We start from the raw sequence: 17,341 nt of genomic DNA on the forward strand, positions 1-17,341 counted from the left end.
CGGCTGGCCGCCGCTCACCGCACCCGCTCCACGTGCAGCAGCAGCGCCCGCTCCGGGTTCAGTGCCGGCATCGGCAGTCCGACCGTCCCGAGGTAGCCGCCCGGAAGCTCGAGCGGCTCCGCGAGCCAGGCCGGAGGCCTCCGGTGCCCGAACGTCCCCGCCTCGCCGCCCGGCACGATCGCGCTCACCCGGTAGGCGGACGCCGGATCGAGGCCGGGCACGGCCACGGTCCCCGGGGACTCGTCGTCCGACGCCGCGAGGCACGCGAGGGCGAACAGGGCCTCGCCGCCGTCCTCGGCCACGGTGCCGTAGAGCTCGAACGCCTCGTTCCCCAGGTCCGCCCGCACGGAGGTGCCGGAGTGGAGCAGCCCGCGGTGGCGCCGGTAGAGCGCGATCAGCCCGCGCAGCGTCTCCCGGTCCGCCCCCTGCGCCTCGCGGATGTCCCACTCCATGCCGAAGTGGCCGAAGAGCGCCGTGATGCCGCGGAACCCCAGCGCGTGGGTGCGCCCCGAGGTGTGGGCCGTGGCCGGGCCGATGTGCTGGCCGACGAGCTCCGGCGGCAGGACGCGCTGCGTCCAGTGCTGGATGCCCTGCCGGTTGAGGGCATCGTTGGAATCGGAGGCCCAGACCCGGTCCGTGTGCTCGAGCACGCCGAGGTCCACGCGTCCGCCGCCCGAGGAGCAGGACTCGATCTCGAGCCCGGGATGGCGCTCCTTGAGCGCGTCCATGAGCGCGTAGGCGGCGAGGGTCTGGGCGTGCTGGGAGGGCGCGCCGGCGCTGGAGACGTCGGCGAGGTCCCGGTTCTGGTCCCACTTCAGGAAGGAGACCGGGTGCCCGGCATCGCGGGCGCGGGACAAGACGGCGTCGAGCGAGTCGCGCACGTGGGCGAACGCGGCGGGGTTCGCCAGGTCGACGACGTGCTGCTGGCGCCACGTAGGGGCGAGCCGGTCCGCGCGCGCCCGACACAGCCACTCCGGGTGGTTCCGGGCGAGCTCCGAGTCGGGGTTCGCCATCTCCGGTTCGACCCAGAGCCCGAACTCCATCCCGAGGCCGCGCACGTGCGCGATGAGCGGCTCGAGCCCGTCGGGCCAGGCCTCGGGCGAGACCTCCCAGTCGCCGAGCCCGGAGGTGTCGTCCCGCCGCGAGCCGAACCAGCCGTCGTCGAGCACGAACCGCTCGACGCCGAGCTCCGCCGCGGTGTCGGCGAGCTCCTTGAGCACGCCCAGATCGTGGTCGAAGTACACGGCCTCCCACGTGTTCAGCACGACCGGCCGCGGAGTGCGCGGGTGGTTCGGGCGCGAGCGCAGGTAGCGGTGGAAGCGCTCGGTGATCCCGTCGAGGCCGGCCGTGGAGTGCGCGGCGTAGAGCCACGGGCTCGTGTGCGCACCCCCCGGCTCCAGCACGAGCTCGCCGGAACCGGGCAGCTCCCCGGCCCCCAGCAGTCGCTGCGGGGTGGAATGGCGCTCGGCGAACACGCCGTAGTTGCCGCTCCAGCCGAAGTGCACGGCCCAGACCTCGCCGGAGCGGTTGCCGAAGCCCGTGGTTCCGGCGGCGAGCAGGAGCGGGGAGTCGTGCCCCGTCCGGCCATGGCGCCCGTCCCGCCGCCAGGTGCCCTGGCGGAACGGCAGCCGCTGCGGGTGGCGTTCGCGCGTCCAGCGCCCGGTCGTGTCGAGCAGTTCGACGGCGGCGGGCCCGGCCGGCACCACGGCGTTGAGCGCGTCGATCCGGTACGGGGCCGCGCCCGTGTTGGCGAGCGTGTGGCGCAGGCGCAGCAGCCCCCCGGGGAGCAGCTCGATCCGGGTCGCGAGCCGCAGCCCGGCCTCGGCGTCCTCGGCGGTGAGCGTCAGGCCGCCGTCCTCCTCCTCGACCCGCGGGTGGGTGAAGACGGCGGAGGCGTCGCGGCCCTCGCGGCTGCCGGTCAGCAGAGGGGTCCCGGACCAGCCGTGGGCGGCCTGCGGCCACAGCGGGAAGACGTGCGGGGTGTCGTAGCTCGAGTGCAGGACGGAGCCGGCGGGGACGGTGCCGGGCAGGGGGCCGGGATCGGCGCCGAAGTGGACGACGGCGGGGCCGGACTCCGTGCCCGGGTCCAGGACGAGGGCGGTTCCTTCGCCGGCGAGGCGGATCAGGGCCACGGGGTCTCCTTCACGATGGTGCGGGATTCGGGGGTGGTGCGGGAGCCGGGGGTGGTGTGCGTCAGGGTGAACGCCAGCACCAGCCTTGCACGGTCCGCGGTCAGGGCGTGCCGCGCGGGCACGTCGACGCCGCAGGAGCGGCTGCCGAGGCCGTGCTGGCCGGCGTCGATCACCAGCTCCCAGGACGACGGCGCCGGCAGCGCGTGCGGGTGCGTCGCCGCGGCGAGCTCGGCCTGGCTCCACGGCGAGAGCGTGAAGCCGGCGTCGTCGGGGCCGTCGAGGACCTCGATCCCGAGCGTCGTCCCGCCGGCGAGGGCCAGGCTGAGCCGACGCAGCCGGCCGCGGCGGCCGTTGGCCTGCGGCCGGGGGTAGTCGGTGCGCAGCGCGCCGGCGGGCAGGGCGTGCCGGCCGAGGCGCTGGGCGGAGCACGAGTCCGGGTAGGACTCCCCCGGCCCGGCCCCGTACCACTCGACGGCGGAGGCGTCGTCGAGCGCGTCGTGCGGGAGCGTGAAGGCGAGGCCGAGCTGGGCCAGCGGGAACCCCGGGTCGGCGAGCGCCTGGAACTCGGCGTCGAGCACGAGCGCGTCTCCGCGCCGGCTCCACGCGCACCGTGTTTCGAAGCCGAGCGGCAGGGCGGGCGGGGCCCAGCGGTGGACGGCCGTGACGGCACGCCCGGCATCGGCAGGCTCCACGGACACCGTCCGGCGCTGTAACACATGCAGCCCGGCGGCCTTCCAGCGCTCGGCCAGCGGGGCCGGATCGGCCGGATCCGTGCCGGCGTGGGCGTCCCAGTCGAAGCCCTCCGGCGCGTGGGCCTCGACACCGACGGCCCCGACCCCTCCGGGGCGCAGGTCGCGCGTGGGCTCGATCGATCCGGCGTCGTTGTCCGTGGGGGCGCGGAAGAGCTCGAGCCGCGGGCCGGAGATCTCCACGGCCCCGAGCCCGGCCAGGAGTCCGGCGGGGTCGAAGCGGGGCGCGCCGGAACGCGCGGGCGGCGCTTCGACCACGGCATCCGGCGTCCCCGCCGCGGCCGCGTCCGGCGTCGCACCGGGCGCCCCGACGACGGACTGGCCCCACGCCACCTCGTGGCCGGCCGCGGCCCACCAGGTGTCCCGGGCCAGGCGGGCGGAGACGGTCAGCACGCCGCCCGTTGCCGCGCCTCCCGTTTCCCCGAGGGCCGACACCTCGGCCGGATCGGGAACCCGCACGGCGGTCCGCGGGGCCACGGGCGGGACGTCGAGGACCCCCGAGGCGAGCTCGACGCCGTCGTGCCCGGCGAGGCTCCAGGTGAACGTGAACGCGGAGAGGTCGACGAAGTCCTGCCGGTTCAGCACCGTCAGTCCGCCCCCGGCTCCGGCTCGGGCTCCGGCATCGACGTCGCTGGTGATCCGCACGGGCTCGATCACCTTGGCGTACTCGAGAAGCCCCGGGGTGGGCGTGCCGTCGGCGAAGACGAGTCCGTCGAGGACGAAGTTCCCGTCGTGCACCGGCTCGGCGAAGTCGCCCCCGTAGGCGTGGACCTCGCCTCCGTCCGGGGCCGCGGCGAGCAGGCCGTGGTCCTTCCACTCCCACACGAAGCCGCCGGCGGCCCGGGGGTAGGCATCGAAGAGGGCCTCGTAGTCCGCGAGCCCGCCGGGCCCGTTGCCCATGGCGTGCGCGTACTCGCACAAGACGTACGGCTGGGCGGCGATCCGCGCGGCGCCCTCGGCGCTGGCCGACGGCACCGGCTCCCCGCGCAGGAGGGACTCCGATTCGGCCGGCGTGGCATACATGCGCGAATACACGTCGGTGTAGGCGGCGTCGTGGTCGCCCTCGTAGTGGATCGGCCGGGACGGATCGTGTTCGCGCAGCCAGGCCGCCATGGCCGCGAGGTTCTCCCCCGTGCCGGACTCGTTGCCGAGGGAGAACATCACGACGCTCGCGTGGTGCGCGTCGCGGCGCCACGTGCGCTCGATCCGGTCCAGGTACGCCTCGCGCCAGGCCGGGTCGGCGGACGGGTTGCCCGCCCAGTGCGCCGCGGCGAAGCCGTGGGTCTCGAGATCGCACTCGTCGACGATCCAGAAGCCGAGCTCGTCCGCGAGCTCGAGCAGGTGGTGGTCCGGCGGGTAGTGGCTCGTACGGATCGCGTTGATGTTGTGCCGCTTCATGAGCGCCAGCTCGCCGCGCGTGAACTCCTCGGTGACCGCCCGCCCCGTGCGCGGGTGGAACTCGTGCCGGTTCACGCCCTTGAAACGCACCGGGGCGCCGTTGACCATGAAGACGCCGTCGACGATCCGCACGCTGCGGAAGCCCAGCCGCAGGCGCACCGTCTCGGTGGCGGAGGCGAGCTCGGCGGCGTAGAGCCGCGGGGTCTCCGCGGTCCAGCCCTGCACCGCGCCCACCTCGAGCTCGATCCGTGCGGTCGTGTGCCCAAGCGCCCCTGCCTCCCCGGGCGCCTCGAGGACGTGCTCGATCCCGAGCTCGGGGATCCGCAACGTCAGCGGGAAGGACCCCGGCGCGGCGTCCGCCTCGAGCGCCAGGCGCCCCGCCCCGGCGTCGTACTCCGCCCACGCGCGCACGTCCCGGATCCCGCCCGCGGGCTCGGCGATCAGCGTGACGTGGCGGAAGATCCCGGGCAGCCACCACTGGTCCTGGTCCTCGAGGTAGCTCGCCGCGGAGAAGCCGTGCACGCGCACCACGAGCCGGTTCTCCTCCAACGGCGCCAGCAGGGCCGCGGTGGCGTCGAACTCATGGGTCAGCCGGCTCCCGGCGGCGTGGCCGAGCTCCGTGCCGTTGAGCCACACGCGGAAGGCCGACTCGACGCCCTCGAACCGCAGCAGCACACGCGCCGAGCGCTCGAGGACATCCCGCGAGAAGCCGAGCTCCTCGAGCGTAAAGGCGCGCAAGTGGTCGCCCACCCCGTCCGCGTCCGGGACATACGGGGGATCCAACGGGAAGGGGTAGGCGACGTTCGTGTACCAGGGCGAGCCGAAGCGGTTCCGCTGCCCGAGGACCAGGGGCCCGTTCGCGGCGTCGAGCACCCAGTGCCCCGGGACCTGGACGGTGTCGCCGAAGACGGCGTCCGGCGCGGCCGGATCCGCCACGGCGGTGGAGCGGGAGGACGCGTAGCGGAAGCCCCAGGCGCCGTCGAGGGACGCCTCCGGACGGTCCGAATCGAGGTGCGCGCGGGCCGGCAGGGCGCCGTGGCCGGGCGACGGATCGAGGTTCCAGGGCAGGGCGGGGGAAGCGGTCGTCATCACACGGGCTCCTACTTATTACTGCCGAGCGTCAGGCCGGCGACGAAGTGCTTCTGCAGCACGATGAACAGGGCGATCGTGGGGATGGCGATCATCACCGCGCCCGCGGCGACCAGGTTGTTGTCCGTGAAGAAGGCCCCCTTGAGGTTGTTCAGGGCGGAAGTGACGGGCATGGCGTCGCCGTCGCGCAGCAGCACGAGGGCCCAGAAGAAGTCGTTGTAGATCCACGCGAACTGCAGCGTGCCGAGCGCCGCCATCGCGGGGCGGGTCAGCGGGAGGATGATCTGGAAGAACTGCCGCCAGATGCCGGCCCCGTCGACTTGGGCCGCCTCGCCGAGCTCGTCCGGCAGGGCCTTCATGAAGTTGCTCAGCACGAACACGCAGAAGCCCATCTGGAACGCCACGTTGATCAGGATGATGCCGAGCTGGGTGTTGTACAGGCCCAGGGAGAGGAACATCCGGTACAGCGGCGTGATGATGACCTGCTGCGGCAGCAGGTTCGCGGCCGTGAAGAACATCAGCATCGGGATGTTGAACCTGAAGCTGAAGCGGGCCAGGACGAACGCGGCCATCGCGGAGAGGAACAGCACGAGCACGACCGCCGGGATGGCGATGATGAGCGAGTTCACGAAGTACTTCGGCAGCTCGGCCTGCGTCCACGCGGTGACGTAGTTGTCGAAGTTCAGCGTGTCCGGCCAGGAGACGTAGCCCTTGACCGCCGTCTCCTCATAGGGGCGCAGCGAGGTGTAGACGGCCCACAGCAGCGGGACCATCCAGGCCACCGCGCACGTGATCAGGACCGCGTGCAGGAGCACGCGTGCCGGCGGGACGGGGCGGCGCCGCAGCGGGGGCACCGGCGCGGCGGTGCGGGCGGTGCGGGCGGTGGTCGCGGTGGTGCTCATCGCGCGTCCTTCCGGAAGGTCTGCCACAGGTAGCTGATGATGAAGCCGAGCGAGATCACCAGGAGGATCACGGCGATCGCCGAGCCGAAGCCGATCCGGCTGGCCTCGCCGATGATGTTGTTGGTGATGAGCACCGAGAGCAGCTCGAGACCGTTGGTGCCCTTGTTGATGATGTAGACGATGTCGAACGCCCTCAGGCCCTCGATCACGGTGACCACGAGCACCACGATGTTGATGGGCTTGAGCGTGGGGAAGACGACCTGGAAGAACGTCTGCACCTGGTTGGCCCCGTCGATCTGCGCGGCCTCCTTGATGGAGGGGTCCACGCCCTTCAGGCCCGCGAGGTAGAGGACCATGATGTAGCCGACGTGGCGCCACGCGGCGGCCACGAGGACCGCTCCGAGGTTGATGTCCGGATCCCCCAGCCAGTTCACGTTGGCGCCGGAGAGCTGGTTGATCAGGCCCTGGTCCTGCGAGTAGATGAGCGTCCAGATGAAGCCCACGAGCGCGAGCGAGAGGACCACGGGCAGGTAGAAGACGCCCTGGTAGAACCGCGTGGCCCGCAACTGCTTGTCCAGGACGACGGCGAGCAGCAGTCCCAGCGGCGTCGCGATGAGCGCCAGGACGGCGAGCCAGATGACGTTGTTGCGCAGGGCGGGCCAGAACGGCGGGTAGATCGTGACGATCTGCTGGTAGTTCTGCAGCCCGATGAACTCGATCGGCGTGACGCCGTTCCAGCGGGTGAAGGAAAGGAAGACCGAGGCCATCGCCGGCCCCCAGACCAGTCCCATGACCACGAGCGTGGGGACCCCCAGCATGACGGCGAGGGCCACCCGGTCGCCCGTGGAATGGCGGCGGATCCTGCGCGTCGCGGGCGGGCGCGCGGTGTTCGTCTGGCTCATCGGTCTTCCCTTCCCCTCTCCGCCTAGCCGGCGAAGATGGCCTTCTTCTGCGCTTCGATGTCCGCCAGGACGGAATCGATGTTGCCCGGTTCGCGGATGAACGCCTGCAGCGAGGGGATCATCACGGTGGAGGCGAAGTCCGGGCGCGTGTCGCGGTCCAGGAACTGGGCGATGTGCGCCGCCTCGCCGACGACCTCGGACGCCTTCTGCTGCAGGGCCGTGTAGCCCGAGGTGTCCATGCCGTTCACGGGGGCGACGAGGCCCTTGTCCGCATCGGTGTTGACCTTCTGCGCCTCGGGCGTGCCGAGGAACTCGAGCAGGGCCTTGGCCGTGCCGGCGTTCTGGGTCTGCGCGCTCATCATGAAGCCGTCGATCGGGGCGTCGATCGAGTCCGTGCCGTGCTCCGGGTTGACCTCGGGGAAGGTGAAGAAGTCGAGGTCCTCGAGGGCCTCTCCCCCCTCCGCGTCCTGGAACTGCTGGGAGACGAACATGCCCAGCAGGTAGGTGCCGGACTTCTTCTGCAGCAGGCCCTGGGCGGCCTCCTGCCAATCGCGGCCGAGCGCGCCCTCCTGGTGGTAGGGCAGGAGCCTGGCCCAGGTGTTGAAGACCTCCTTGACGGGATCCGTCTCCCAGGACTCCTCGCCCGCGAGGAGCCGGGTGTGGAAGTCGTAGCCGTTGATGCGCATGTTCAGGATGTCGAACGTGCCCATGGCCTCCCAGCCGCCCTTGTCGGCGAAGCCGATCGGGGTCAGGCCGTCCGACTTCATGCCCTCGGCCAGTTCGATGTACTCGTCGAGGGTCGTGGGGACGGAGTAGCCGTTCTCCTCGAACACCGACTTCCGGTAGAAGACGGCCCACGGGTAGTAGGAGACGGGGACGAAGTACTGCTTGCCGTCGGAGCCCGTGGAGGCCTCCTTGAACGACTCGTTGAAGTTGCCGCCGATGTTCTCCCAGACGGAGCTGATGTCCCCCGCGAGGCCCTGATCGGCGAAGAAGCGCATGCGGTACCCGGCGAACCACGTGAAGACGTCGTCGGGGTCGCCCTGCAGGTAGGAGTTGATCTGCTCCTGGAAGGTGTTGTGGTCCACCGTGTTCACGCCGACCTCCGATCCCGAGGCCTCGATGAAGGCGTCGACGATCTTCTGGTAGGCGGCCTTGGGGACCGCGTCGGACTGGTTGGAGCCGAGGGTGATGGCGCCGGTGCCGTCGCCGGCGGCGGCGCCAGAGCCGCCACCGCCACAGGCGCTGAGGGCCGCCATCACGGACAGCCCGAGGCCGCCTCCGAGGACGGCGCGGCGGCTGACGGGGACGCTCGCGTGCCGCCCGAGCCCGAGGGGGCGGGGCGAGAGCGGGGCGCCGGACATGCGTGGGTCGAAACGGGGTGCCACGAGAACTCCTTTGTTGTGCCTGGATCCAGGTCGTGGAGGGTGCATTCCGTGGCGTTGATAAAACCACTCATGTTCGATCAAAACCGCTCGAAATGCGACGTGTGTGACACTATGCCATTCGTCACAACACAACACAAGAGTTCAGCCCCGCACAAAATATTGCATGACTCGGGCCGGGCCCGGACGACCCGCGTCCGGCGTCGCCTCCACCCTCCCCGCGTGGCCTCCATCGAGCGGCCCGGCCTGTACTTCCGCGGATTCTCCGCTACTGTGGAGCCCAACAACGACCCCGGCCCAGGACGGATGCAGCGCATGACCGAAATGCTCCCCCCGCAACGGCGGCGTCACATTCTCGAACAACTGAACAAACATGGACAGGTCCGCGTCACCGAGCTGTCGCAGAAGCTCGGTGTGTCCGAGATGACCGTGCGGCGGGACCTGAACCAGCTCGCGGCAGAGGGATCGGCGACGAAGGTCCACGGAGGCGCGACCCGTGAGGCCAGCGCGACGAGCGCCGAACCCGGATTCGCCAAGAAACTCGGTCTGCAGTCGGGCCCCAAGGAGCTCATCGCCACCGCGGCATCCGCCCTGGTGCGTCCCGGCATGTCCCTCGCCCTGAATTCCGGGACCACGACGTTCACGCTCGCCCGGCACTGCACCTCCATCAACGACCTGATGATCATCACCAACTCGCCGCGCATCGCCGCCGAGTTCTACGCAGCGGACAACACGAGCCAGACCGTGATCCTCACGGGCGGCGTGCACACGCCCTCCGATGCGCTCGTCGGCCCGCTCGCGGTCGCCGCCCTGGGCCAGCTGCACGTCGACGTCGTCTTCATGGGAGTCCACGGGATGACGGTCGAGAGCGGCATCACGACCCCCAACATGCTCGAGGCCCAGGTCAACCGGGCGCTCATGGCCAGCGCGGCGCGCACGATCGTCCTGGCCGACCACACGAAGTGGGGCGTGACCGGGCTGTGCCGCATCGCCGACCTCGCCGAGGTGGACCTGCTCATCACCGACCGCGACCTCGACGCGTCCGCGCGGGATGAGCTGCGCGAGCACGTGGACGAGCTGCTCGTGGCGGACGCCGCCTCGTGAGCGCGGGCGCACCCGCGCTGGACGCGGCCCTCGCCCAGCGGATCGTGGACCACGTCGCCCCGAGCCTGGAGCAGAACGTGAACATCATGGACCCGACGGGCCTGATCGTCGCCTCCCGCGAACCCGGCCGCGTGGGCCGGCTGCACCACGCCGCCCGTCGCGCCGCCCGGACCGGGGAGGCCGTCGCCGTCCATCCGGGCGAGGCACGCGGCGGGGAGCAGCCCGGCGTCAACGTGCCGCTCGTGTTCGACGGCGGCCTCCTCGGTGTCGTCGGCATCACGGGCGAACCCGCCCGCGTGGGGCCCCTCGCGGACCTGCTCGTCCTGGCGATCGGCCTCCTGCTGGCGCGCGAACGCGAGGCGGACGACGCCGCCCGCCGCGAGGCCCTCGACCGCGAGCTGCTCTCCCGACTCGTCACGGCACCGACGGACCCGGAGGCCGCGGCCGCAGCGCTCGCCGCGGTCCACCCACGCCTCGCCGCCCCTTGGTTCCTGGCCGCGGTGCTCGAGGCGCCGGACCGGATGGAGGGCCACGAGGCCGCCAGCCCGGGCAGCCGCGCCGCTGCCACCCCGGGTCCGCCCCGGCAGGCCGGCGCGATCTCGCGGGCCCTCGCTCCCACCGGCCGCTTCCGCACGGCCGTGTTCCTCGGCGCCCTGTGGGTCCTGGGCTCCGCGACGGACGCGGATCGGGCACTCCTGTGCCGGACCGCCGGGGCCCACGGGGGCCTCGTGCTCCTCGGCGACCCCTGCCCCGACGCCGCGACGCTGGGCGGCTCGGCCAAGGCCCTCGGCGCGCTGTGCGCGCGGCCGGCCGTCCTCCCGCAGGCGGACGGGACCCCGCCGAACGTCCTCCACTTGCGGCACCTCACGGCCGAGCTCGCAGTGGCCGCGCTGGATCCCGAGGCGGCCCGGCACCTCGCCGCCCGGTGCGAACCGCTCGGACGGCAGCACCTCGAGACGCTCGCCGCCTATCTGGAGTGCGGCGGCTCGGCCTCGGGAGCCGCCCGCGCTCTCTTCGCCCACCGCAACACGGTGCTGCAGCGGCTCGAGCGGATCACGACCCTCACCGGCCTGGATCCGCGCGATCCCCGGGAGGCGCTGACCCTGCGGCTCGCCCTTGCCGCCGCGCGTGATGGGACTCCGGAGCCCTCATGACCGCATGACCGCATGTGCAGCCTGCCCACGACTACTGCCGTCTCGAGGCGGAATCCCGGGCGGTCTACCCATATCCGGCGGTCGGGCGCCGACGTAGAGTCGACCCATGTCCTCGCCGCACGCCACACAGCCGTCGTCCCACAACGCACCGTCGTCACCCCGCCCCACCCCAGAGCCGTCCGGGCCGCGCATTCTCGCCGTTCCGGATTCCTTCAAGGGCAGCGTCTCCGCCGCCGAGGCCGCGGCCGCCCTGGCCCGTGGCGCCCGCGCCGTCTTCGGCGCCGGCGCGCGGATCCGCGAGCTCCCGTTCGCCGACGGGGGCGAGGGCACCCTCGACGCCCTGCTCGCCGCGTGGGGGACCCCGGCGCTCACGGTCGCCGCGTCGGACGCCCTCGGCCGGCCCCGCGAAGCCCGCTACGGGATCTCCTCCGACGGGCGCACGGGGCTGATCGAGGCCGCCGAGGGCAACGGCCTGCCCCACGTCGCCGACGTGCCGTTGCAGCCGCTGCGCGCGGACAGCCACGGCGTGGGCCTGATCGCGCGCCGTCTCCTGGACGACGGCGTCGGGGAGGTCCTCCTGTGCATCGGCGGCTCCGCGAGCACCGACGGCGGGACGGGCCTCCTGCGCGCGCTCGGCGCACGCTTCACGGACGACGCCGGGGCCGAGGTCCCGCCCGGAGGCGCCGGGCTCGCACGGATCGCCGCGGTGGACCTCGAAGGGCTGCATCCGCGGGCGCGCGGGGTCCGGTGGCGGATCGCGGTCGACGTCGAGAACCCGCTGTGCGGCGAACGCGGGGCGGCCGCGGTGTTCGGACCGCAGAAGGGCGCGGGGCCCGGCGAGGTCGAGGCGCTCGACGCGGGGCTGGCCCGCTTCGCGCGTGTCCTCGCCCGGCACGGGGGACTCGACGGACACGCGGGAGACGCGGAGGTGGAGGCGTCCGGCTTCCTCGAGGCGCCGGGCTTCGGTGCGGCCGGCGGCCTGCCGCTCGCGCTCGTCGCGCTGCTCGGGGCGGAGACCGTCCCCGGCGCGGAGCTCGTCGGCGACGCGGTGGGACTGCGCGGGGCCCTCGCCACGGCGGACATCGTCCTGACGGGCGAGGGCTCCTTCGACGAGCAGTCGCTCGGGGGAAAGGTCGTGGACGCCGTGCGGCGCCACGCCCCGGAGGCGGCGTCCGTCGTCGTCATCGCCGGGACGGTGCGGCTCTCCGCCGCCGCATGCCGCCGGGCGGGGATCACGGCCGCGCTCTCGATCGCCCGCGGCCCCGCGGAGCTCGCGGCGCTGCAGGCGGACGCGGCGGAACTCATCGAGGACGCCGCGGCCCAGGCCTGCGCGCTGCTCGCGCCGGCCCGAACGGGGGCTCCCGGCTACTTCAGGTAGTCGCCGTGGACCCAGCCGGTGCGCGTGCCGTGGACCACCTGGAACCACACGCCCTTGCTGGCCTTGACCGTGACCTTGGTGTTGAGCGGGAGCACGGCGAGGGAGGCGAAGTTCGTGCCCGCCCCGGCGCGGAAGTTCACGCGGGCCGTCGTCGTCTTGCTCGCCGCCGGCTTCGCGGCCGGGGTCGCGGGCTTGGCCGGTGCCGCGGGCACGGCCGTCAGCTGGCTCGCCGGAACCCAACCGGTCACACCGGAGGCCACGACGCGCCGCCACGAACCCGAGCTGCCCGTCACGGAGACCGTCGCGCCCTTCGCGAGGACCTTGAGGACCGGCTGGTTGTCCGCCGCGCCCCTGCGGACGTTGACCTGCACGGTGGTGCGGTAGTTGGCCGGCGTCAGGTTCGTGATGGTGCTGCCGCCCGTCGCGGCCTTCTTGGCGAGGTACTGCGAGGAGACCCACCCCGTCGTCGTGCCGGCCTTGACCTGGATCCACGTCCCGTTGGCCGCCACCTGCGTCACCGCGGTGCCCTTCGCGAGGACCTTGAGGACCCTGTGGCTCGTGCCCGCACCCGCGCGCAGGTTCAGGTTCGCCGTCGTGGTGTGCGTCGTCGCCGCGGGAGCCGGGGTCGCGGGCTTCGGCGCGGGGGTGGCCGGTTTCGGGGCCGGGGCGGGCGTGGCGGGCTTCGGCGCCGGGGTCGCGGGCTTCGGCGCGGCCGCCGCGGCGGCCTTCTTCAGGTACTGCGAGGAGACCCACCCCGTCGTCGTGCCGGCCTTGACCTGGATCCAGATTCCACTCACCGCGAGCTGCGTCACCGCGGTGCCGTTGGCGAGGACCTTGAGGACCTTGTGGCGCGTGCCCGCACCCGCGCGCAGGTTCAGGTTCGCGGTCGTGGTGTGCGTCGTCGCGGCGGGAGCCGGAGTGGCCGGCTTCGGCGCGGGGGTGGCCGGCTTCGGGGCCGGGGCGGGAGTGGTCGGCTTCGGGGCCGGCGCGGGCGTGGTGCCCGTCGCGGCGAGGTAGCTCGAGTAGACCCAGCCCGTGGAGCCGGAGTAGCTGAGCTTGTACCAGCCGTTGCTCTCCTCGCTCACGGTGACCACCGCGTCCTTCGGGAGCACCCGCAGCACGGGGGAGGAGGTCGAGGCCGCCTGGCGGATGTTGACGGCCGAGATGGCCTTGTAGTTCGCCCCGACGGGCTTCACCGTGCCCACGGGCGCGAGGTCTCCGGCGTCGGGGACGGACGGCGCCGGCGTCGTACCGGTCTTGACCTTGATCGGCGAGACGGCGGCGTGGGGCACCCAGCCCTTGACGCCCGCCGCGGTGACGCGGACGAATCCGTTGGCCATGTCGCCCGGGACGCCGGTCATGGCGGTGTTCACGGGCAGGTTCTTCAGGACGGTCGACGTCGAGCTCGCGGCCGCGCGCAGGGTCGTGGCGGTCGCCGCGAAGTAGCCGCACGAGGTCGGCCGCAGGTCAGGGTAGATCAGGCTCGCGTTGGCGGCGAGGTCGACGCCGCGGGACTTCAGCCAGGCCGTGGGGTCGAGGTGCTTGCCCGTGTACCAGGCTCCCTCCCAGACCTCGAAGTGCAGATGCGGCCCGGTGGAGGGGCCCGAGGAGCCGACGAGGCCGATCTGCTGCCCCGCCTTGACCGTGCTCCCGGCCTTGACGTGGGTCGTCGCGTTCCACATGTGCACGTAGACGGTGTGGAAGGTCCGCCCGCCGATCACGTGCTTGACCACGATGTAGCCGCTCGAGGCGCTCGTGCCGTTGTTGGTGCGGGTCACCGTGCCGTCCGCGACCGCGTAGATCGGGTCGTTGTTGGCGGCGCCGAGGTCCTGGCCCAGGTGGTTCGTCGAACCGCCGATCGTCGGGATGCAGCGCGCCCCGTAGCGGGAGGAGAAGCGGTAGCTGCCGGCCTTGAGCGGCAGCACCGTCTTGGCGGCGGCCGGGGCCGCGGGCAGGGAGGCCGGCAGGGTTCCCGGCGGGCCCGGGACGAGGGCGAGGGCCGGGGCGGCCTGCGCGGCGGGAGCCGCCAGCAGCGCGACGGCGAGGGCCGAGGTCGTGGAAACGGACAAGGCACGGCGGGCTGAGGCCATGTCGAATCACCCTTTTGAGTTGGGGCCGGATCGGGTCCGGTCGCGGTCGGAACGTGGGCCCAACCCCCCACAGAGCCGACCCAGAACCCAGAGTAGCTGAAGAAACATGCTTCACATAAGTGTCGTTCCACAACTTTCTTCCCATCAGCCCCAATAATTCGCCCTGGGCTCCCGATAGGATCGACGCACCATGACTCCGGCAGCCTCTTCCACCCGCGTCGACGCCTGGCTCTGGGCCGTTCGCGCCTACAAGACCCGCTCGGCGGCGACGGCCGCGTGCCGCGCCGGGCACGTCCGCGTCAACGACCGCCCGGCCAAGGCCGCGCAGACGATCGTCCCCGGCGACGTGCTCCGGGTCCGCCAGCACGGATTCGACCGGATCCTCGAGGTACGGCAGCTGATCTCCAAGCGCGTCGGGGCCGAGGCCGCGGCCCGCTGCTACGCCGACCACACGCCCGAACGGCCCCGCGAGGTCGTGCCGATGGTCCCCGTCCGCGACCGCGGGACGGGCCGGCCCACCAAGAAGGACCGCCGGGAGATGGAGCGGCTCCGGGACACGATCCGCAAGGCGTAGGCCTGAGCGCGGTCCGGTGAGCGGCCGGCATCCCGGTGGACGGCGAAGGGCCGCCCCGCACCGAAGCGCGGGGCGGCCCTTGCGGGTCGTGGGACGGACCTGTCCGGTTACGGCCCCTCGGCCGGGCGGGAGCCCAGCTCCGAGTCGAGGCGCAGCAGTCCATTGCCGTCCTCGCCGATGAGCTTCACGCGGCCGATGATCTCGGAGACGGTGGCCTCCTCCTCGACCTGCTCCTCGACGAACCAGTTCAGCAGCGGCAGGGCGTCGATGTCGCCCTCGGCCTGCGCCAGCCGGTAGAGGTCGCGGATCGCCTCGGAGACCTTCTTCTCGTGGGCCAGGGAGGCCTCGAAGGCGTCGAGCACGGACTTCACCGCGACGTCCGGGGACTTGATCGCGCCGATCTCCGGGTGCGCGTCGCGGTCGGTCATGTGGGAGATGAACTTCTCCGCGTGGACGATCTCCTCCTGCGACTGGGCGCGGAACCACGCGGCGATGCCCGGGAGGTCCTTGACCTCCATCTCGATCGAGAGCTGCCGGTACACGACCGACGCCTCGATCTCCAGCGTTACCTGCTTGTTGAATGCTTCTTCAAGTTTTCCTGTCAGCTCCATGGCCCCAAATCTACGACTGGAACTCAATTAAGTCATCAAAGTTTGGCCTAACTGACCGTGTCCTGCGGAGGATACGTCACGCTCCGCTGCCGCGCCCGGCGAAAGCGAGCCTGACCTCACCGCGGGCGTCCCGGGCCGGTGCGCCTAGGATGGCCGGATGGGCCATATCGACGTCTCCGCCATCGACTACTTCCTCTCCGACGGGACGCAGCTGCTGAACGCGGTCTCCTTCAAGGTCGCCGACGGCAGCAAGACGGCCCTCATCGGCCCCAACGGGACGGGCAAGACGACGCTGTTCAAGATCATCGCGGGCGACCTCGCCGCCGATGCCGGCACGGTGGGGCGCTCCGGGACCATGGGCGTCATGCGCCAGTTCGTCGGCCAGGTCCGGGACGAGTCCACGGTGCGCGACCTCCTCGTCTCCGCCGCCCCGCCCGCGATCGCCGCGGCCGCCGCCGAGCTGGCCGCCGCGGAGGACGCGATGATCGCGGACCACGCCTCCCCCGAGGCCGAGGAGAAATCGCAGATGCGCTACGCGCAGGCCATCGTCGACTGGGGCGACGCCGGCGGCTACGAGCAGGAGACGGTGTGGGACGAGGTCTGCTCGGCGGCCCTCGGCGTTCCCTACGAGCGCGCCCAGCACCGGGCGGCCTCCACGCTCTCCGGCGGCGAGCAGAAGCGCCTTGTCCTCGAGGCGCTCTTCGCGGGCCCCGACGAGGTCCTTCTCCTCGACGAGCCGGACAACTACCTCGACGTTCCCGGCAAGCGCTGGCTCGAGTCCCAGCTGCGCGCCTCCCCCAAGTCCGTCCTGTTCATCAGCCACGACCGCGAGCTGCTCAACCAGGCCGCGGAGCGGATCGTGACCCTCGAGCCGGGGATCAACGGCGCCTCGGCGTGGATCCACGGCGGCGGCTTCGGCAGCTACGTCGGGGCCAGGGCCGACCGCAACGCCCGCTTCGAGGAGCTGCGCAAGCGCTGGGACGAGGAGCACGCCAAGCTCAAGGAGCTGGTGAACATGTACAAGAACAAGGCCGCGTTCCGTTCCGACATGGCCAACCGCTACCACGCCGCCCAGACGCGGCTCGCGAAGTTCCTCGAGGCCGGCCCGCCGGAGGCGCTGCCGATCGAGCAGAACGTGAAGATGCGGCTGCGCGGCGGGCGCACGGCCAAGCGCGCCGTCGTCGCGCAGCGGCTCGAGCTGACCGGGCTCATGAAGCCCTTCTCGACGGAGATCTGGTTCGGCGACCGCGTCGGCGTCCTCGGCTCCAACGGCTCGGGAAAGTCCCACTTCCTGCGCCTGCTGGCCGCCGGCGGCACGGATCCGGAGCGGGAGCACCTGCCGGTGTCCGACGTCGTGCTGGCGCCCGTCCCGCACGAGGGGACGGTCAAGCTCGGCGCCCGGATCCGCCCCGGCTACTTCGCGCAGACCCACGTGCGCCCCGACCTGGCCGGCCGCAGCCTCCTGGACATCCTGCACCGCGGCGACGAGCACCGCTCGGGGCTGGGCCGCGAGGCGGCGTCCGGCGCCCTCGACGGCTACGGGCTCGCGGGCCAGGCGGAGCAGGCGTTCGACTCGCTCTCGGGCGGGCAGCAGGCGCGCTTCCAGATCCTCCTGCTGCAGCTCTCCGGCGCGACCCTGCTGCTGCTCGACGAGCCCACCGACAACCTCGACCTGCACTCCGGGGAGGCCCTCGAGCGGGCGATCGACGCCTTCGAGGGCACGGTGCTGGCGGTGACGCACGACCGCTGGTTCGCCAAGTCGTTCGACCGCTTCCTCGTGTTCGGCTCCGACGGGCGCGTCTACGAATCCGAGGAACCGGTCTGGGACGAGGCGCGGGTGCGCCGGGAGCGCTGACCCGGCAGGACGGGTACG

At 72.4% G+C, this 17,341-nt stretch carries 12 protein-coding genes; 5 read left to right on the forward strand and 7 right to left on the reverse strand.

Translation table 11 applies throughout. From position 1 onward, the window contains the following. Positions 1-14 precede the first annotated feature (14 nt). From ACQ3I4_RS06140 to ACQ3I4_RS06160, 5 genes are read right to left on the reverse strand one after another with little or no spacing between them, the layout of a single operon-like run. On the reverse strand, positions 15-2,132 hold the full coding sequence (locus ACQ3I4_RS06140) for an alpha-galactosidase (RefSeq protein ID WP_329862029.1): 2,118 nt from the start codon (positions 2,130-2,132) through the stop codon (positions 15-17). Continuing rightward, positions 2,123-5,368: a glycoside hydrolase family 2 TIM barrel-domain containing protein gene (locus ACQ3I4_RS06145; RefSeq protein ID WP_329862030.1), complete on the reverse strand. Its 3,246-nt coding sequence runs from the start codon at positions 5,366-5,368 to the stop codon at positions 2,123-2,125. The genes ACQ3I4_RS06140 and ACQ3I4_RS06145 overlap by 10 nt, the downstream gene beginning before the upstream one ends. A gap of 11 nt (positions 5,369-5,379) precedes the next feature. Then, a complete protein-coding gene (locus tag ACQ3I4_RS06150; RefSeq protein ID WP_430633119.1) occupies positions 5,380-6,270 on the reverse strand; it encodes a carbohydrate ABC transporter permease in 891 nt (296 codons plus the stop codon). Further along, a complete protein-coding gene (locus tag ACQ3I4_RS06155; protein WP_329862032.1) occupies positions 6,267-7,172 on the reverse strand; it encodes a carbohydrate ABC transporter permease in 906 nt (301 codons plus the stop codon). Before ACQ3I4_RS06155 ends, ACQ3I4_RS06150 begins: the two co-directional genes overlap by 4 nt. A gap of 23 nt (positions 7,173-7,195) precedes the next feature. Continuing rightward, positions 7,196-8,560 carry an ABC transporter substrate-binding protein gene (locus tag ACQ3I4_RS06160; protein ID WP_329862033.1) on the reverse strand — a complete coding sequence of 455 codons (1,365 nt, stop codon included), beginning with the start codon at positions 8,558-8,560 and terminating at the stop codon, positions 7,196-7,198. Between the two features lie 219 nt (positions 8,561-8,779). Here ACQ3I4_RS06160 and ACQ3I4_RS06165 point away from each other — a divergent pair, with 219 nt between their 5' ends. The 3 genes from ACQ3I4_RS06165 to ACQ3I4_RS06175 all read left to right on the forward strand — a co-directional run bounded on the left by ACQ3I4_RS06165 (position 8,780) and on the right by ACQ3I4_RS06175 (position 12,193). Next, positions 8,780-9,661 carry a DeoR/GlpR family DNA-binding transcription regulator gene (locus ACQ3I4_RS06165; RefSeq protein ID WP_430633120.1) on the forward strand — a complete coding sequence of 294 codons (882 nt, stop codon included), beginning with the start codon at positions 8,780-8,782 and terminating at the stop codon, positions 9,659-9,661. Continuing rightward, entirely contained in the window at positions 9,658-10,815 is a 1,158-nt protein-coding gene (locus ACQ3I4_RS06170) for a CdaR family transcriptional regulator (RefSeq protein WP_430633121.1), read from the forward strand. Before ACQ3I4_RS06165 ends, ACQ3I4_RS06170 begins: the two co-directional genes overlap by 4 nt. A 106-nt stretch (positions 10,816-10,921) precedes the next feature. Further along, positions 10,922-12,193 carry a glycerate kinase gene (locus tag ACQ3I4_RS06175; RefSeq protein WP_430633122.1) on the forward strand — a complete coding sequence of 424 codons (1,272 nt, stop codon included), beginning with the start codon at positions 10,922-10,924 and terminating at the stop codon, positions 12,191-12,193. On the opposite strand, the gene ACQ3I4_RS06180 is transcribed toward ACQ3I4_RS06175, so the two are convergent. Continuing rightward, the gene (locus tag ACQ3I4_RS06180) at positions 12,181-14,283 is read right to left on the reverse strand and encodes an SH3 domain-containing protein (RefSeq protein WP_430633123.1); all 2,103 of its coding nucleotides are present in this window, start codon (positions 14,281-14,283) and stop codon (positions 12,181-12,183) included. The two genes, ACQ3I4_RS06175 and ACQ3I4_RS06180, sit on opposite strands and share 13 nt — an antisense overlap. A gap of 190 nt (positions 14,284-14,473) precedes the next feature. On the opposite strand from ACQ3I4_RS06180, the gene ACQ3I4_RS06185 reads away from it, so the two are divergent. Beyond that, positions 14,474-14,857: an RNA-binding S4 domain-containing protein gene (locus tag ACQ3I4_RS06185; protein WP_430633124.1), complete on the forward strand. Its 384-nt coding sequence runs from the start codon at positions 14,474-14,476 to the stop codon at positions 14,855-14,857. Positions 14,858-14,964: 107 nt separating this feature from the next. Here the strand turns inward: ACQ3I4_RS06185 and ACQ3I4_RS06190 are convergent, their stop codons facing one another. Next, positions 14,965-15,468 (reverse strand): ferritin, encoded by a 504-nt coding sequence (locus ACQ3I4_RS06190; protein ID WP_329862039.1) that lies wholly within the window; start codon positions 15,466-15,468, stop codon positions 14,965-14,967. Between the two features lie 157 nt (positions 15,469-15,625). Between ACQ3I4_RS06190 and ACQ3I4_RS06195 the strand changes: the two genes are divergently transcribed. Then, the gene (locus ACQ3I4_RS06195; RefSeq protein ID WP_329862040.1) at positions 15,626-17,323 is read left to right on the forward strand and encodes an ABC-F family ATP-binding cassette domain-containing protein; all 1,698 of its coding nucleotides are present in this window, start codon (positions 15,626-15,628) and stop codon (positions 17,321-17,323) included. Positions 17,324-17,341: the final 18 nt, after the last annotated feature.

The organism is Zafaria sp. Z1313 (assembly GCF_050563205.1).
Lineage (GTDB): Bacteria > Actinomycetota > Actinomycetes > Actinomycetales > Micrococcaceae > JAZDCJ01.